The organism is Marinilactibacillus piezotolerans, assembly GCF_900169305.1.
GTDB classification, from domain to species: domain Bacteria; phylum Bacillota; class Bacilli; order Lactobacillales; family Carnobacteriaceae_A; genus Marinilactibacillus; species Marinilactibacillus piezotolerans_A.
Map to the genome: position 1 here is coordinate 980,652 of NZ_FWDP01000004.1, position 18,323 is coordinate 998,974.

The 18,323-nt window shown below is 39.1% G+C and carries 14 protein-coding genes; 6 read left to right on the forward strand and 8 right to left on the reverse strand.

Annotated features, from left to right (window positions below; all coding sequences use genetic code 11):
* Positions 1-35 precede the first annotated feature (35 nt).
* Positions 36-416: a PH domain-containing protein gene (locus B6F02_RS08475; RefSeq protein ID WP_080146922.1), complete on the reverse strand. Its 381-nt coding sequence runs from the start codon at positions 414-416 to the stop codon at positions 36-38.
* Between the two features lie 207 nt (positions 417-623).
* On the opposite strand from B6F02_RS08475, the gene B6F02_RS08480 reads away from it, so the two are divergent.
* Entirely contained in the window at positions 624-878 is a 255-nt protein-coding gene (locus B6F02_RS08480) for a DUF3884 family protein (RefSeq protein WP_179128556.1), read from the forward strand.
* A gap of 110 nt (positions 879-988) precedes the next feature.
* Here B6F02_RS08480 and B6F02_RS08485 read toward each other — a convergent pair whose 3' ends face one another.
* From B6F02_RS08485 to B6F02_RS08495, 3 genes are all read right to left on the reverse strand, one after another.
* Positions 989-1,876 (reverse strand): ROK family protein, encoded by an 888-nt coding sequence (locus tag B6F02_RS08485; RefSeq protein WP_080146924.1) that lies wholly within the window; start codon positions 1,874-1,876, stop codon positions 989-991.
* 94 nt (positions 1,877-1,970) lie between these two features.
* Positions 1,971-4,205 (reverse strand): alpha-galactosidase, encoded by a 2,235-nt coding sequence (locus B6F02_RS08490; protein ID WP_080146925.1) that lies wholly within the window; start codon positions 4,203-4,205, stop codon positions 1,971-1,973.
* Between the two features lie 250 nt (positions 4,206-4,455).
* A complete protein-coding gene (locus B6F02_RS08495; protein ID WP_218672173.1) occupies positions 4,456-5,451 on the reverse strand; it encodes a metallophosphoesterase in 996 nt (331 codons plus the stop codon).
* A 312-nt stretch (positions 5,452-5,763) separates the two neighbouring features.
* Here B6F02_RS08495 and B6F02_RS08500 point away from each other — a divergent pair, with 312 nt between their 5' ends.
* Together B6F02_RS08500 and B6F02_RS08505 are read left to right on the forward strand one after the other, a co-directional pair.
* Entirely contained in the window at positions 5,764-7,617 is a 1,854-nt protein-coding gene (locus tag B6F02_RS08500; protein ID WP_080146926.1) for a sensor domain-containing diguanylate cyclase, read from the forward strand.
* A 310-nt stretch (positions 7,618-7,927) separates the two neighbouring features.
* Entirely contained in the window at positions 7,928-9,784 is a 1,857-nt protein-coding gene (locus tag B6F02_RS08505) for a DUF4084 domain-containing protein (protein ID WP_080146927.1), read from the forward strand.
* A gap of 99 nt (positions 9,785-9,883) precedes the next feature.
* Here B6F02_RS08505 and B6F02_RS08510 read toward each other — a convergent pair whose 3' ends face one another.
* Positions 9,884-10,135, reverse strand: a complete 252-nt coding sequence (locus B6F02_RS08510) for a hypothetical protein (protein WP_080146928.1) — start codon at positions 10,133-10,135, stop codon at positions 9,884-9,886.
* 304 nt (positions 10,136-10,439) lie between these two features.
* On the opposite strand from B6F02_RS08510, the gene B6F02_RS08515 reads away from it, so the two are divergent.
* Positions 10,440-12,305, forward strand: coding sequence for a sensor domain-containing diguanylate cyclase (locus tag B6F02_RS08515; protein WP_080146929.1), 1,866 nt, complete (start codon positions 10,440-10,442; stop codon positions 12,303-12,305).
* Between the two features lie 101 nt (positions 12,306-12,406).
* On the opposite strand, the gene B6F02_RS08520 is transcribed toward B6F02_RS08515, so the two are convergent.
* The 3 genes from B6F02_RS08520 to B6F02_RS08530 form a co-directional block, all read right to left on the reverse strand.
* A complete protein-coding gene (locus B6F02_RS08520) occupies positions 12,407-12,850 on the reverse strand; it encodes a MarR family winged helix-turn-helix transcriptional regulator (RefSeq protein WP_080146930.1) in 444 nt (147 codons plus the stop codon).
* Between the two features lie 164 nt (positions 12,851-13,014).
* A complete protein-coding gene (locus B6F02_RS08525) occupies positions 13,015-14,784 on the reverse strand; it encodes an ABC transporter ATP-binding protein (RefSeq protein ID WP_080146931.1) in 1,770 nt (589 codons plus the stop codon).
* Positions 14,777-16,540, reverse strand: coding sequence for an ABC transporter ATP-binding protein (locus B6F02_RS08530; protein ID WP_080146932.1), 1,764 nt, complete (start codon positions 16,538-16,540; stop codon positions 14,777-14,779). Before B6F02_RS08530 ends, B6F02_RS08525 begins: the two co-directional genes overlap by 8 nt.
* A gap of 648 nt (positions 16,541-17,188) precedes the next feature.
* Here B6F02_RS08530 and B6F02_RS08535 point away from each other — a divergent pair.
* Positions 17,189-17,689 carry a QueT transporter family protein gene (locus B6F02_RS08535; RefSeq protein ID WP_080146933.1) on the forward strand — a complete coding sequence of 167 codons (501 nt, stop codon included), beginning with the start codon at positions 17,189-17,191 and terminating at the stop codon, positions 17,687-17,689.
* Entirely contained in the window at positions 17,689-18,186 is a 498-nt protein-coding gene (queF, locus tag B6F02_RS08540) for a preQ(1) synthase (protein WP_080146934.1), read from the forward strand. The genes B6F02_RS08535 and queF overlap by 1 nt, the downstream gene beginning before the upstream one ends.
* Positions 18,187-18,323: the final 137 nt, after the last annotated feature.

An 18,323-nucleotide genomic window follows, 5' to 3' on the forward strand; every position in this document is an offset into this window, starting at 1 on the left:
CCTTCAATCTGGACTAGGCATTTTTAACTAAGAGATTATTTTAAAATCGCTGCTGCTAATGCTTTTTGAATAGCATTGATACTGTCATCTTTTCGGAATTGCAGTGATTGAACTGGCAGCGCTGCACCTCCGACAAAAATTTTCAATTCAGCATCCAAGTCAAACGTTCCTGCTGTTTCCACGCTGAATCTTGAAATACTCTTGTATGGAAAGGTCTTATAATCGACTTTCTTTCCTGATAAGCCTTGTTTGTCTACTACGATCAATCTCAAGTCAGTGAAAACGACCAAATCTCTCACTAATTTATAGGCTAGATCAATCTCTTCTCCCGGCAGCAAGACATTTGCCAATTCTTTTCTAACCTCATCATGATTCGCATCTGTTGCATTTCCCATTAATCCGTCAAATAATCCCATGTTCATTCTCCTTTTTCTATGTATTTCTTTGCCTATTTTACAACAACCAGCTTAAGAATACATCGGTTATGTTAAATAATATCCAGTCACCCTCTTTTATTGATCATTTAATTTTTACGATTTAAACCGTATGCGCTTTAATTCCAGCTATATTATGCTACAATCACAGCATAGAAAATGCTCATTGATTCAAAGGAGAGGGTCTTCATGACGGGTAAAATTCATTATCAAATTATTCATATCAAATTTAAAAATGGTGTCATGCTTAACTTTACTGATTATCCTGACCTTTGTAATTTAGCAACCTGGTCTTCTGAATCCGGCAGGACGTGGAAATGCAAAAGTTTAACACTACAGTTAGAAACCTTCAAAAAACAATTTTACGCCATCACCCAGACAACAGAACAGGACGTCGCAATACTAGACGGCGGCACCGAAGAAGTGACTTGTACCTGGTTATAATCAAAGGACATAAAGCTCAGAACCTGTAACCTTTCAGGCAACTTAATTTCTATTAATAAAACAGGCTGCCTTTCTATTTGCAGGCAGCCTGTTTGAAATCCGAAGTTTATTTACAGTTGATCGTTTTCAATCTTAAATTGATAAGCCGCTCCGATCAGGTTCGAGTCATTGAAATATTTACAAACTTCAAGCTCATACTGCAAGTCACCGGCCCCTTTACTTTCAGTCAGTTGGGCTACTTTTGCCCTCAAAGCAGGGACTAGCCCTTCTCTTCTGGAGATTCCGCCGCCAATCAAAACTTTTTCAGGGTTTATAGAAACAAGTAAATTAAAGATTCCGACGCTAAGAGCTGTATGAAATTGCTCGACTGCTTCCACGGCATCTGAATCGCCGCTTTCTGCCAATTCAAAAACATGTTCACTGGTGTAGCCAAGTCCGTCTCCTTTTTTCTCCGCATATCGTTTGGCCATCTTTATTGGACTGCCTAAATCACTCAGCGTTGCTAGACTATTCAGATCAACAACCTGGTAACCGAATTCTCCTCCGAAAAGGTTATGTCCAGTATATAATTTCCCATCCAAGATCAGTGCGCCGCCAATACCAGATCCAATAATGACAAACCCCACGTCTTTTGCTCCTTGTGCATTTCCTTTCCACAATTCTGCCAACGCTGCACAATTTGCGTCATTTTGAATCGCAACTGGCAGATTAAATAATGTTTCCAGCTCTTTTTTGATTGGAAATCCATGAATGTAAGGAACTGCACTGATACCATTTATGATTCCTTTTTCTGCATCTACAGCACCTGGAGAACTGATTGCTACTCCAGCAAACGACTGATCCGGAAGACCTTCAAGCGTTTCTAGAAAAAGAGTTTTCATTTCTTCCCATGTACCGGGTGTCTTCATTTTATCCAGCTGGATCAATGTCTCCCCATTCCAAATACCGCGTTTTACTGAAGACCCGCCAATATCGAATAATAGTAATTGCTTCTGCATCCTGCACTCTCCTCTAATAGGTCATCCATCTATCGACAAAAAATCTTTTTTGAATATCGATTTGATTCCTTTGTAAATGGATGATTGTCATACTTTACTGTTTGATTGATTTTATATGGTAAATATAAGATTGAAAATCTCCTTTAACTTGAGCTCTATCGTGATTCGCTCCATTAAACTGATACGGTTTTCTGATTCCGACTTGTTTTAGGACTTGCCCGCTGACCGTTTCATTATTCACCTGATACACTTCTGTCTCAGAAACGAACGGCAGCTTGATGTAATCTTTAACAGAAGGATTAGGTTCTGCCAATATTCGGTAGAATCCAACCATTGCTTCTCCTGTTGCTCCATCATATACACTCCAGCAATATTCGTTATTTCGATCATCGAGTTCGATCAGTTGTCTGAATGTTCCAAATGTCAGCAGTGCTCGGTGTTGTTTATAAAATAGAATCCGCTCTGAAATTTCCTTCTTTTCAGATTCAGTGAGCTGATCAAGGTCCAGCTCATAACCCAGCGGACCAAACATCGCCACATCTTGTCGCATTTTCATCGAAGTCATTCTGCCGACTTGATGGTTTGGCACAACAGAAACATGATTACTGAAGCTGGATAGCGGATAGGCTAATAACGTTCCGCTTTGGATTTTGAGTCTCTCTACTGCATCACTATCATCACTCGGCCAGATTTGCGGACTATAATATAAAATCCCCAAGTCATATCTTCCGCCGCCTCCGGCACAGCCTTCAATCAACACATTCGGAAACTCTGTCAGTATTTTAGTATATAATTCATAAACACCAAGGATATACCGGTGGAAAAATTCTGTCTGATTAAGTCCATTTTGTTCTAAATAAGTTGAATAAGCCTCAGTAATATTTCGATTCATATCCCATTTAATATAATCTAGATTAGTTTCTTCAATGACTTTTTTCATTTGCTGATAAATGTTGTCAACGACTTCTGGATTGGCAAAATCCAGTACATATTGCCCGCGGCCTATTGCGATTCGTTTATGCAAATGTCTGACGACCCATTCAGGGTGTTGTTGATACAGCTTGCTATCTGGAGACACCATTTCCGGTTCAAACCAGATTCCCAGCTGCAGATCCATTTGATGGATTTTATCTGCAAAACTTTTTAGACCATCAGGGAATTTTTTTGTATCACAATACCAGTCGCCTAACGAAGAGCGATCACTATCTCGGTTTGAAAACCAGCCATCATCTACTACAAAACACTCAATGCCTATGTCCTTGCTGATTTGAGCAAGCTTCAGCAGTTTTTCTTGATCAAAATCAAAATAGGTGGCTTCCCAGTTATTGATAACGATCGGACGATTTTGCCCCTGCCATTTTCGGTCGATAATATGCCGTTCTATAAAGGAAGCATACTCGCCGGCTAATCCATTTAATCCTTTGTCAGAATAGCCGAGTATGCATTCCGGCGTTTCAAATGTTTCATCTGGTTTTAAGGTCCAGGAGAACTGATCAGGATGGATACCCAGCATCAGTCGAGTATTATCCCACTCATCCACTTCTGCTTGCCCTAAAAAATTCCCGGAATAAATTAGATTCATTGCAAATACTTCTCCGGTATCTATGGTTCCCTGCTTGTGCTGCAAAGCGATAAACGGATTATGCTGATGTCCGGAAGCTCCTTTTAAAGAAGAGATCGAAACAGTCCCTTGCGCTAGATTATGCCGAGTGATTTGACGTTCTTTCAGCCAAGCACCTGATAGATGCAAAAAGTCATAGTCTGCTGAAGGGAGTTCATAATGACCACTCAGCATTTTGGTGATTTTCTTAGCTGTTTTCCCTGTATTTGTGATGCGCTGATTTTTAGCAATCACAGTACTCTCTTCGAAAATAGTGTAATTCAACTCCAGCTTCAAGTCATGCTCGCTTTCTGTCAGAACGATCGTTAAAGTCTCAGACTCGTTCGCCTCAGCATAGGTGGCTGGCTTCGATAAGACTCTTTCTTTTCCTTTAGACTCATAATGAGCATGATACTTGAAGTCTAGATAGAGCGGCGTCTCGCCATCAAACATTTCAACCGCACCCGATCTAAAGTCGCTGGTTCCGTATACGGGGTACTCCTGCGGCCGGTCCGATAAAGTAAAGGCACTGTCCTCTTCTGAAAATTTGACTGTACCAGCAGCTTTGTTTTCGTATTTTGCTAAGTAATCCAAATCACTTTCTGACAAGTGATCTAATGCCTTCCCGTAATACAAGTGTCCCAGTTGCTGATTCGGCATTAGATAAAATATGTAGCTCACCTTGCTGTTTTTCAAATGAAAATACTTGTTGCCAATATACTCAATCATTCCTTTGCCTCCAGTTTTTTTGTAATGCGCTCAATTCAACTAATTACTTCAAATATCTACTGCACTCGTCGGCTAGTTTTTTCACTGGTATTTTTACTTTTTTCTTGCTATTAAGTTTCTTAAATCATACATTTTTATAGGAAACCGTTTACAAAAAACATTATACTGTTTCGTATATCCACATACAACATCAAAATAAAAACAGCACAAGATTATTTCTCTCTTGTACTGCTCAAATTATCTTGATTGATCACCGCTGCATCCCTTCCTCACGAAAGGCCGCTCGCTCTTCCCTTTCTTTTTTGGTTCTCTTCAGTTTCAGTTCGGCCAAGTATTCCGCTACTTTTCTTGGTTTGCGGATATCGAACCGCTCGACGGGCTCTGGACCTCTCATAGTTTCTCTCTGAATATAAAGAACACCTTCATCGTCTACTTTTTCTTTCCACCTGACCAGACGAATCATGCCCTCAGAAATTTCCAGCGCTGTGATACTCGCAGGATAAATGCCGCATCCGGTATTAAAGTATGGATCATCATTGTTTTTCGGAAACTTGAAACGGTGAGTGTGACCGCAAATCAGCATTTTTCGATGCTCTTGGATCCATTTACTATAGTTCCGTTCGATTTTATGTCGCTTTGAGACATTGTTGATTGGACTGGCCGGATTACGGATGCCGAATCGATGCAGGAAACGCCAGAAATACTTCAGAGAAAGCATCGTTAAGTACCAGAACTGATCGTTTGGAGCATCTCCTTGATGACCATGCAATACAAAAATCTCTTGGCTCGTTTGTCTATGCTTCAGCACCAGTGATTCCACTGGTTCAAGACCTTTCAGGAAATCATAGCTGATCTCATTGTAAGCATCATAGTTCTCATAATAGTGCTTTTCAACGTACCGTTGATTTTTAAGGAATAAGTCATGATTTCCGTAAATCCTTATATACCTGTCATCATCATGAAATTTTTTTATATTGTCATAAACATCTACATGAGCATTCCGGATATGTTCAAATTTAGAATATTCTAGAAGCTCTTCTCCATCTCCGACTTCCACAAAGGTATAGTCACTCTCATAATATTCACTTAGTGCATGCACAAAAAGATTATGACTGCGCAGAAACTCATCTGACACACTGCCATCTCCACGATGGGCATCACTCATAAAAACGATTCTAGAATAATCGTCAAAATACATTCTTTTTGCTTTTTCATACGCACCCGTTAATCGTTTATCTGTAAACATTCTCTTCTTCTCCCACTCATTCATGTCGTACTTTTAGTATACGCTAGATGTTTTGATTTTAGAAAGAATCTGCATATGTGTATAATGAGTAGTTGGTTATAATCGGTGATTTTAGTTATGATTCTGAGCTATACGTATATATACATAACATTGTCAAAACTTCTATTATTTCGCCCTTAATCAGAAGTGTTTTGTTACGATATAATACAAACATAGTCTAATTTACATCAATATAATAATAAACGTTATTTTATATCGCTTTTCACTAATTGATTTTGACGAAACTTACATCCGCTTAAAAAGGAGACTACTATGTCTATCCGAAAGGAAAATAACTATTGGCTTCTTGCTCTTATTAGTTTTACTTTGCTTTACTATGCCTGGATATTTATCTGGCAGCAAAACGATTTTATGCTCACGACCGGTGGCAGCCTTCTTACAATTTTTGGCGCCTCGCTATCCAGTATCTGGTTATGGAGAGCGATTGTTCAAAGCGCTTCTCAAAAAGATAGACAAATGTACTGGATATTATTGTTCTCTTGTACCTCCTTCTATGCAGCAGCTGAGATTATCTGGTTTTTTGTTCATCATTTTCTTTATGAAACATCGGCATTTTCGGGATTACACTATTTTTTCTACATTTGTTCAGATGTCTTTTACTTCTTAGCTTGCGTACAAAGGATCTGGAAACGCGGGAATCGATCTTTGCTGATCAAATTTATTTTTAATGTTGGTGTATTAATGACTGTTTCCCTTTCTTTTACATGGTATTACTTAATTGCACCGCTGATCGAACAAGAAACCGGTTCTTTCTTTTCTTTAGCTTCTATTCTTTATTATCCTGTCGCTGATCTATTTTTGATCTTATGCGGATTCACTTTTTATTTTGGAGGAAATCAATTCTTCAAAAAACGGACACTATATGTAGTCCTTGCTGCTATGTTGATTCATTTTATGACGGACGCTGTTTACTTTACCGAACTCATTCAAGGGTTGCAGTTTCCGGATCACTTAGTAGATCCGCTTTTGCTTCTGCCTATGATGCTGGTCGGCTATATTGTACTGGTGGATAGAGAACCTGCAACAATGCCTTTTCAGACTAACGAGAATTTGGAACACCAAGTATCCATTTTCCAACTCGCTCTACCTTACTTATTTGTTGTTCTTCTATTTGTTTTTACGGCTGCTAGATCAAATGGAATCGATGCTATCAGCATAGGATCCGGCATTTCTATTGTCTTTATTATCCTTAGACAGATTTTTGTTATTTCTGATAACCAGAAATTAGTCAGACAGTATCAGCAAAAGAGAGAAGAATTGAAAATCAGTGAAGAGCGATATCGCTCTCTCTTTGAATACCACCCCGACACTATTTTTTCATTAGATTTAAAAGGAAGAATCGAAAATATGAATACTGCGGGTGCCAAGTTGACAGGTTATGATCATGAATTCATGGTGGGTACTCATATTGCCAGTATTGTTGAGACACAACATCAAACAGCCTTCTTAGAAAACTTCTCAAAAGTTAAAGAAGGCTGGATTCACAGTCATGAATTTACTCTAAAAAAGCAAGACGGAAAACACTTATGGATCAACATGACTCATATCCCTATTCTGGTAAAAAATCATCTAGTGGGTATTTTTGGTGTAGGAAAAGATATCACTGAACAAAAGTTAAATGAAAAGAAAATCCGATTTCTGGCTTATCATGATTATTTAACTGGATTAGCTAACAGAAGACTGTTTGAAGTGAAGTTGAAGCAGGCAATTGAACATTCGGGTTCAACTAACACAAACCTGGCCGTTTTATTTTTAGATATCAATAAGTTCAAGTCGATCAACGATCTATATGGGCATGAAATTGGTGATGAATTGCTTATGGCTGCAGCAGAAAGAATCAAGCAGTTTACCAACAACAGCGATACAGCGGCACGAATTGGCGGAGATGAATTTACGATATTGCTTCAATGTGACTCTGCTGATCACGCACAACTTGAGATCAATAGGCTGGAGCACTTGTTAGACCTGCCTTATACAATCGGAACACATACCTTAAGCTGCACAGCAAGTATTGGCATTGCCCACTATCCAGCAGACGGTACAACACCCAACGAGTTGCTGAATAAAGCCGATCAGTCAATGTATAAAGTGAAACGTATGGGGTGAAAATCCAAGTGATTTTAACCAAAAGCATTTCTAACTTAAACCATAGAGCGTTCGAACTGGAGTAAAAACAGCGTTGGTTTCTTTTGCTTTCTAATGCTGTTTGGCTCTTTTCTACTCTTTTTGACGTCTGTGGATCATTGCGTAGATGATTTAGGTTAATAAATTCCCTATGATTAATAGATTCGTCTGTTTCTCCCCTTAGCCCGAAGAGGGCCGTACATAATTAAACAGACTGTTTAACAGTATAAATAAGAGTCCCCTTTCTTTCAGACCAAGGGATGGGAATAAAAGTCAGTAAAGGAGTAAGACTATGTCAACAAAAAATAAAAATGAATTGTGGTTAGCCGCTATTATTGGTTTAACATTATTTTACTTTGCATGGCTGCAAATCTGGCAAGATCAGGATTTCATGCGTACAATCGGCGGCAATCTTTTATCGATTTCGGGAGCTTTTATACCCAGCATCTGGCTTTTTAGAGCTGTCCGAAGAAGTACATCAAAGATTGATCGAACCTACTGGATACTGATCCTTATCAGTACGCTGAGTTATTTGTTTGCTGAGTTTTGCTGGTTTTACACTGAAACGATTCTGGCTGCAGAAATAACCTTTACAGGTATTTACGATATTTTCTATATTGCTTCTATTATATTTTACTTTTTTGCCTTTGTTTATAGAATCTGGAAGTACAGCAAGAACTCGATGGTTTTAAAATTCATTTTTGATATCCTCATCGTTATGATCGTTTCTGTTACTTTCAGCTGGTATTATATCCTGGCACCTTTTATTGAACAAGGCGATACTTCGCTATTATCTTTATCGATTACCCTTTTTTATCCAATAGGTGATTTAATGCTTTTATTCTGTGTTTCGACTTTTTATTTTGGCGGAGAATTTCTTTTCCGAAAACGAACGCTTTATTATATTCTGATTGGTTTAAGTATTCAGATTTTTGCGGATTCGATTTATCTCTTTGCCAGTGCCCAGGGAACTTATTTTTCAGGAAGCTGGTCTGATCCTTTTTATATTCTCCCCATCATGTTGATCGGATATACTTCCTTGTTAGAGAAGGAGCCCGTTGATCATGCAGAAGCAGAACGGATTGAGGTAGACGGAGAATCTCCTTCTATCATTCGGCTCATTCTTCCGTATCTATTAGTCGCTGTATTATTCATGTTTATGATCGTTCGTTCAAATGGTGTAGATTCCATCAGTGTGGGTTCAGGGTTATCTATCGCATTTGTCATCCTGCGTCAATTCATCGTCATGTCTGATAACCGGAACTTGTTGAAACAGTACTATCAAAAGACAGCAGAACTGGAATTTAGTGAAAAGCGTTATAAATCTCTTTTTGAGTATCATCCAGACTCTGTTTTTTCTCTGGATCTAAATGGAAAAATCGAAAGTATGAATAATGCCGGTTCCATCTTAATTGGGTACAAACCTCAAACACTGGCCGGGTTCCCTCTGACCAGCTTCATGGAAAAGCATGATCAAAGATTGGCCCAACAAAAAATGCAAAACGTAAAAAAAAGAGCAGTCCAAAATTATGAGTTCACAATAAAAAACAAACAAGGACACTCACTTTATATAGACATGACACATATTCCGATTCTTGTGAAGAACAACATCGTCGGAACGTTTGGAATCGGCAGAGATGTCACAGAAAACAAAAAGAATGAAGAAACTATTCGATTCTATGCTTATCATGATGCCTTGACTGGACTCGATAACAGAAGATCCTTTGAAGAAAAACTGGAAACAGCTATGGCATCTGCTCGTTCTTCCGATACCAGTTTAGCCGTACTGTTTTTAGACTTAGATAAGTTCAAAGAAATCAATGACTATTATGGTCACAGCATGGGAGATAAACTGCTTGTTGCTGTTGCTGACAGAATCAAAACCTTTATCGGTACTGAACATACAGCTGCACGTGTAGGCGGCGATGAGTTTATTGTGTTATTGAAAAACTTATCAGCTTTTGGCTATCAGAATAAGATGTGCGTTCTTTCTGGGAGTCTAAGCCAGCCTTATTATATTGATCATGTTGAGCTTCACTGTACTGTCAGTATAGGGATTGCTTATTATCCGACAGACGGTCATACACCTGGAGAATTATTAAGTAATGCCGACCAATCTATGTATCGTATGAAAAAACGTGAAGCCTAAAAAAGGTCGCAGCCGCAAGATCCGTTGAGTAAGTTGGATCTTGCGGCTGCTTTTTAATGGTTTTGACTTTTATATCCAAACAAATTCAAGATGTTTAACTTACTTATGCTTTAAAACCTCTGGATAAAACTCTGTTACTTCTTTTTGGTTATCCGCTCTAGAAAGGAAAGCTTCTTTGCCTGAACCTTTTCCTTCTCTAATTTCAAGTATACCTTCTTCAAATAGCTGTTCTACATTCTCAATGATTTCTCCATCAGGAAAAGCTGTTTTCAAATCGCCGATTTTCCCGTTGATTCCCTCATCGCTTTTGTAGATCTCAATGATTCGATCTCTTAAAATATCTTCTGACAAAATGATTCCTCCTGTCTAGTCAATTTGTTATCGTTTAACTAGTTCAATTATATCAACGGTCCACTACCTATTCAAAACAAACGATTATAAGCCGCCATTTTTGTCTATTTTGTGCTCATCACATGCTTGTCACTTAAATCTTTAAGATTTAAGATTTACTTAAAGGGGTTAACAAAAGGGTATTTTTATCCGATTATAATAAGAAGTGTTCTATTCTTAAAAAAGTCATTCGTTATTTAACAATGATAATCGTTTAGTATACTGATTTTATACGCATGATCAAAGTACATTAAGGAGAGACGACATGACTCGTAAAAAGGAAAACAAAGTATGGTTGGCTGTGTTAATCGGACTTACCTTATTTTACTTTGCCTGGTTGTATATTTGGCAGGCTAACCCATCTATGCGAACGATCGGCGGGGACGGATTAGCTGTAATAGGCACCTTCTTGCCAAGTTTATGGTTATGGGGCGCTTATAAAAGAAGCGGTACACGAAACGATAAGCGGTACTGGGGACTATTGTTTTTGAGCACGCTCAGTCATTTTTTCGCGGCTACTTATTGGTATTATATAGAATTATCCCTGCCTGGAGCCGCTCCTTTAACAGGCGTTTATGACTTTTTTTATGTCTGCTCCGGTTTCTTAAAATTCTTTGCATTCTCATACAGGATCGTGTCTTTGGGCAATAAATCGATACTGACTAAATTCTTTTTTGATATTGCTGTAGTGATGACAGTTTCTGTAACCTTCAGTTGGCATTATTTGATTGCACCTATTCTTCAGCAAGGCGAGGTTCCACTAGCCTCTTTAGCGACTACACTGTTTTACCCAATCGGAGATTTATTTTTGTTGTTATGTGTGGTCACATTTTATTTTGGCGGAGAGTATTTTTACAAGGACCGCACGCTGCATTATATTTTGCTTGGGATCTGTACACATATTGTATCCGATTCTCTATATTTTATTGATACTGTACAAGACACCTACTACTCAGGCATATGGTACGATCCGCTGTTTATTCTGCCCATCATGCTGATCGGCTATACTGCACTATTGGAAAAAAATCCTATAACACCTGCTGCTCGTTTAAAGCGGCGTAATGAAAAAGCCATGTCCCTGATTCGAGTGAGTCTTCCTTATTCTCTGGTTCTCTTTTTATTTTCACTAACCATCACAAGATCTAACGGATTTGATGTAATCAGTATCGGATCAGGCATTTCTATTCTATTAGTCATCATTCGGCAGTTTATTGTCATTGCGGATAATCACCGCCTAGTCAGACAATATCATCAAAAAACAGTACAATTAGAACTCAGCGAAGAACGCTATAAATCGCTTTTTGACCATCATCCTGATTCTGTATTTTCTTTTGATCTTAAAGGGAAGATTGAAAGTCTGAATCCTGCTGGTATTCAGTTGATGGGGTCAAGTCAAGCTGCTATGATTGGTTCTCCTATTACTGATTATATTGAGCAAGAGCATCTAGCAGATGTTGAAAAGAATTTTTTGACAGCTAAAAAAGGATTTGTCAAAAGTCATCAGTTTACGATAAAAAATCCTGAAGGGAACTCACTATGGATTGATATGACTCATATTCCGATTCTTGTGAAAAATAAGCTGGTCGGTATTTTCGGAATCGGAAAAAATATTACCGAAAACAAAGCAAATGAAGAAAAAATCCGGTTCTATGCTTATCATGACTATTTAACCGGATTAGCCAACAGAAGACAATTCGAAGCAAAACTGGAACAAGCAATCGAACAAGCTGATCAGAAGCAAACCTCTTTTACAGTACTTTTTTTAGATCTGAATAAATTCAAACAAATCAATGATCAATATGGCCACGATGTTGGTGATGAACTTTTATCAGCGATAGCAAAAAGGATTCAAGACTTCACAGAAGAAAAAGACATAGCTTCTCGATTAGGCGGAGATGAATTTTCCTTATTGCTGACAGAGGTGGATAAAGCAACTGCTCATAAAAAAATCGCGGCACTCATGGATTTATTGAGTCATCCTTACTCCATTAACCATCTGGAGTTGACTTGTATCCCTAGTATAGGAGCTGCCTATTATCCGTCAGACGGTACGACACTTTCCGAGCTGCTCAGTAAAGCAGACCTGGAAATGTATCGAGTGAAACACGGCGACACATCCAATGGTCACTAATGGTACTTTAAGTAATGCTCAAAAATTTACTGCTGCCTACAAAAAGAATCCAATCAAAAAGGGATCCCTCTTAGCGATAAGAAGGATCCCTTTTTCATGCATCAGCATTCGTCAAAATTTGATTTGATTTTACTGAGTGTATTTTTGAATTGTTCTAGTTCCTGATCACTCAAGTTGGCAGTGATCTTTTCTTCCAGCTTGTCTGCATAGTAACTGAATGCTTGAATCTGTTCATAGGCTTTTTCTGTCAGAACCAGCTCTTTTAATCGCTTGTCTTCTTGAGTGCCTTTTTTGATTTCAATGAATCCATTCTTTTCCATACGTTTGACTAAATTGCTGGCTGTCGACTTTCTGATCGAGAACTCTTTTTCCAGATCTTTAGAGAAAACAGGACGGTCATTGTGCTTGACCATATACCCTAATGTCCAGGCTTGCAGATTTTGTATATCGCTCAAGCCATTCTGAGCTTTTTCTTTTTCAATAAACCGGATCATTAAAATCGATAGTTCTCTCAGTTCAAATCCAATTGTACCGCGGGGTTCCATTTTGCTCCAGTCCTTTCTCTGACTTCTTCAGATTTATGGTAAGAATCCTTGTACGCATTGTCAACCGAGCGATTCTCTGGACTGTTTTACCGAGAAGCATTCTGCCGCCTTCAAACCGCTTTTGTAACACTCTATTTCATTAAGTGCTCTACTACTTGTCTGTTCTATTTCTCGAACTGACTGTTGTATAGATCATAATAGAATCCTTTATCTTCAATCAAGGCTTCGTGATTGCCGCTTTCGATGATTTCTCCATTTTTCATGACCAGAATCGTATCTGCATTTTGGATGGTCGATAGTCGGTGGGCAATAACAAAGGTCGTTCTGCCTTCCATCAATTTATCCATGGCGATTTGGATCAGCTCTTCAGTTCTTGTATCTACAGAACTGGTGGCTTCATCTAAAATCAGCATTGGCGCATCTTTGAGTAAGGCTCTGGCAATCGTCATCAGTTGTTTTTGACCCACGGATAAGGTCACTTTGTCATCCAGTACAGTGTTATATCCTTTAGGCAGTGTATTGATGAAATGATCGATTCCGACTGCTTCACAAGCTGCAACGACTTTTTCATCTGAAATGTTCGGCTGGTTATAGATCAAGTTTTCTTTGATCGTTCCTTCAAACAGCCAAGTATCTTGCAATACCATACAAAACTGGTCATGCACTTCTTCTCGGCTCATTTCTGCAATGTCAACCTGATCAATCAGAATACGTCCTTGAGTCACTTCATAAAACTTCATCAATAGATTGACTATGGTCGTTTTACCTGCCCCAGTCGGTCCGACAATCGCGATTTTCTGACCCGGTAAGGCTTCTGTTGAAAAGTCATTGATAATGGTTTCATTTTCATCATAGCCAAAACTGACATGATCAAATGAGACGTATCCTTGAGCTTTGTTTGCTAACTTGACTGTTTTGGCAGTTTCGTCAGGCAATTCCGTTTCATTCAGAAATTCGAATACGCGTCCCATTGCTGCTTGTGCTCGCTGCAGTCCGGAAAAAGCTTGCGCCATTTGTCCCAGCGGTTGGGAGAATAGTCTGACATAAATGGTAAAGGCAACAATGACACCGAATGTGATAGATTCATTGATCACAAGGATCGCACCCACCACACTGACAATTACAAATCCGAAGTTTCCGATAAAAGCCATGATCGGCTGCATCATACCTGATAGAAACTGCGCTTTCCAAACGCTGGAAGCAAGGTCTTCATTCAACGCTGAAAATTCTTTCGTTGTATAGTCCTTTGCATTGTATGAATAAATCGTGTTGTGCCCTGTATAAGCTTCTTCCACAAATCCATTCACTTTAGCCAGATTTGCTTGCTGTCCTTTAAAGTGAGTCTGTGACTTTCTCATAATTACAGTCATTAGAACAAACCCGATTAGTACAGAACCCACAGCTGAAAAAGCCATGATGGCATTTGTCTTGAACATCATAAACAATACCCCGAAGAATAGAACAATGGAGCTGACGAGAATCCCTAAGCTCTGATTCAGTGACTGCCCTACTGTATCCATATCGTTGGTGACTCGACTTAAAACATCTCCTTGACTGTTTGAGTCAAAGTATTTTAACGGCAATTTATTGATTTTCAATGAAATTTCTTTTCTCAATCGTTTGGAGAATTTTTGAGTAATCGTTGCGACGATGAACCCTTGTCCATACGTCAATAAACTCCCGCCTAAATATAAGAAGACCAGCGTCATAGCGATATTACTGATTTTCTCCAGATCGATTCCTGTCATAAGCCCCGCTGTGATTGTATCTGTGATATCACTCAGTTTATCCGGACCGATAATGACCGCTACACTGCCCAGTGCCGCAAATACTACGGACAACAGGAATGCCCATTTATATTGACCAGCATAATGATCGACATTTTTTAAAATTTCTTTTAACGTATAACGATTATTTTTTTTCGTATTATCCATTTGTCAGCTCCTCCTTAGACAGTTGTGAATAAGCAATTTCCTGATAGACTTGATTGTTTTCAAGCAATTCCTTGTGTGTGCCTTGGCCGACAACTTTTCCTGCATCAAGCACAAGGATCTGATCAGCATCCATAATCGTACTGATTCGCTGTGCTACAATCAATTTAGTCGTATCTTTCATTTTTTCTGTCAGATTGTTGCGCAAGGTTTTATCCGTTTTATAATCCAGCGCTGAGAAAGAATCATCAAACACTAGAATCTCAGATTTGCGTGCAACTGCTCGAGCTATGGACAGACGTTGTTTTTGCCCACCTGAGAAGTTTGTTCCTGCTTGTGCGACATGACTGTCCAGCTGGTCGTCTTTTTGCAGAACAAATTCTTCTGCTTCTGCAATTTTCAGTGCTTCCGTTAATTGCGTGTCATCATCTATGTTCGCTGCGCTGTGTCCAAGATCCAGATTCGAACGGATCGTTCCGCTGAATAAGACTGGTTTTTGAGAAATATATCCGATTCTGTTGTTCAAATCTTCGTGACTATAGTCTTGGATGTCTTTTCCATCAATTAAGATTTGGCCTTTTGTTACATCAAAAAACCTTGGAATCAGATTAATGACCGTACTTTTCCCGCTTCCGGTTGAACCGATAAAAGCCACGGTATCTCCCATATTAGCTTTGAACGATACATTTTGAATCACTGGTTCTTCAGCATCTGGGTAAGCAAAGGAGACATCTTTGAATTCGACAGTTCCTTTTTCGCTGATTTCTCCCGCTGTCTGTTCTTTGAATTGAATAGATGGCTCTAATTCCAGCACTTCATTGATCCGATTCGCTGACGCAACCGCTCTTGGTAAAATCAAGAACACAATCGTCATCAGCATAAACCCAAGTACGACTTGCATAGCATAAGAGGAGAATACAACCATGTCGCTGAACAAGGTCAATTTATCCTGCAATTCCGCTGCATCAATCAAGTAAGCTCCAATCCAGTAAACCGCTAAAGACAAGCCGCTTGAAATAATCGTCATTCCCGGATTCATGATTGCCAGCATTCTGCTGGTGAACAAATTTGTTGAAGTCAATTCTTCATTTGCAGTTAAAAACTTATCGTTTTGATAATCATCTGCATTGTATGCTCTAACCACTCTGATCCCCTGAAGATTTTCACGAGTCAAGCTGTTCAATTTATCCGTCAACGCCTGGATCCGCATGAATTTAGGTTGAACAAAAATCAGAATACTACCCAGCATAACCAGCAACGCCAAAACGGCTACACCAGTAGAAAATGTCCACTGCCAGTTTTTGTCCGCGATTTTAGTGACCGCCCAGATAGCTGTAATCGGGCCTTTAATAACGACTTGCAGCCCGATCGCAATGACCAATTGAATCTGTGTGATATCATTTGTGGTACGAGTAATCAGACTAGGAATGGAAAATTGCTGTACTTCGCCTGGTGTGTAATCCATCACTCGATTGAATACTTTTGACCGAATATGCTTAGTCAAACTGGATGCGACTCTTGCCGCAATAAATCCGACAAAAATAGACGCTGCCAAACTAAGCAAAGATAAGGTTACCATGATGGAACCAGGTGCCAGGATATCTTGCACAGTCGTTCCTTCTGTCTGCAATTTAGTAGTGATTTCCGATAAATATTCTGGTACTTTCAGTTCCAGCCAGACTTGGGCCATGATAAAAAGAATACTAACCACTATCGCTATTCTTTCTTTCATCGTCGTCTGTTTTAAGATCTTGTACATATTGCCCCTCCGTTAAGTAAGCCTGCTAACTTTATAGGTCTTCATTCAAATGAGTCGATTGAATTTGATTCACTTTATCTTCTGACCAGCAGCATGCGCTTTTGCTTATTCAAATTAGTTACTGTGCTAACTATATTATCCTTCCTCTTACTTAAAGTCAATGAATATTTTGTGAAGAATTTAAAAGATTTTTTTGGAACCGTTCTTTTATAAACACCTTCATGACGGCGTTTACACTTCCTTCACCCTCTCCAGCACTTGTGAAAAACCTCCTTAAAACAAGCAGAATCCAGTCTCCGATTTCTTCAGGATTCCGACATCCTGCTCGCTTAATTGCTCTCTGTACTAGTAAAACTATTTTTTTTTTGTATCTATTTTTGTTAACCAGCGCAACAGAAATTGTGCTGACTTTTCTATTGATCCTTTCATTTGATCAGTTCTCCAGATTGCTTAATCCTTTAAGCAAGATTAACTAGTAACGAACCACCATCCATGGTATCCTACTAGAGACCAATAAAATAGACAGTTCGTAACCATCCTGTCGAAAAACAAAACTAGGGAAGCAGCAGGTAATGCCTGCTGCGTTTGACGTTCTAGCTGTATGCAAGGGACGTTTTTTTTATAATCAATGAATTGGAGGTGATAAATATGAAAGAGACTGCAACCCACACATTCAACACTCGAAAACTGGCTATTTCCGCTTTAGTCATTGCTTTATACGTTGTAATTCTAGCGGCAACCGCTTCTTTTTCCTTTGGTGCTTATCAGATTAGAATTGCGACTAGCCTTTATGCTCTTTCTTATTTATTCCCTTTTCTTGTTTTTCCACTTGGTTTAGCAAATGCACTATCGAACTTCTTTTTTGGCGGTCTAGGTCTCATTGATATTGCAGGCGGCTTTGTGATTGGGCTGTTGGTATCCGGTTTGATCGCGTTTATCCGTGTCTTCGGACTGCCTCGTTGGCTGATTGCCTTGCCGATTATTTTTGTGATCGGATTCGGTATCCCAAGCTATCTGAGCTTTTTACTAGGGGTTCCTTACTGGGCCTTGGCGTCTAACTTGGTCGTAGGTCAGATCATTCCGGGGATTGCCGGCGTCCTGCTTGTTAACGTACTGGAAAAACCACTTAAAGTTAGAAGGATGATATAATGGCTGGAAGAAATGAAAGTGAATTAAACGGTATCTCTCATTTGGGCAACCAACAAGTTGAGTATAAAATGAACTATGCTCCAGAAGTCCTGGAAAGTTTTGACAACAAACATCCGGGCAACGATTATTTTGTAAAATTCAACTGCCCTGAATTTACCAGTCTGTGCCCAATTACCGGACAACCTGATTTTGCAACAATCTATATTTCTTACGTACCAGATAAGAAGATGGTAGAAAGCAAGTCACTGAAGCTTTACTTATTCAGCTTTAGAAACCACGGAGACTTTCATGAAGACTGTATGAACATTATTATGAAAGATCTGATCAAATTAATGAACCCTAAATATATTGAAGTCTGGGGTAAATTCACTCCTAGAGGCGGGATTTCTATTGATCCCTATTGTAATTATGGGAAACCCGAAACACGCTGGGAAGAGGTTGCCTGGAACCGTTTGGCGAACCACGATCTGTATCCAGAAACCATAGATAATCGTTAAATCATCATCACCGCTGCTTTTGAGAGAGCAGACATTATTCAAAAGATGTAGTTTTTAGAGCCATCAAACGAAGACGTTTTGCCAGTGCAGCTTCAAAAACGGTCTCCATTGCCACTGGGGAAGTTAGAGGTTTTTTT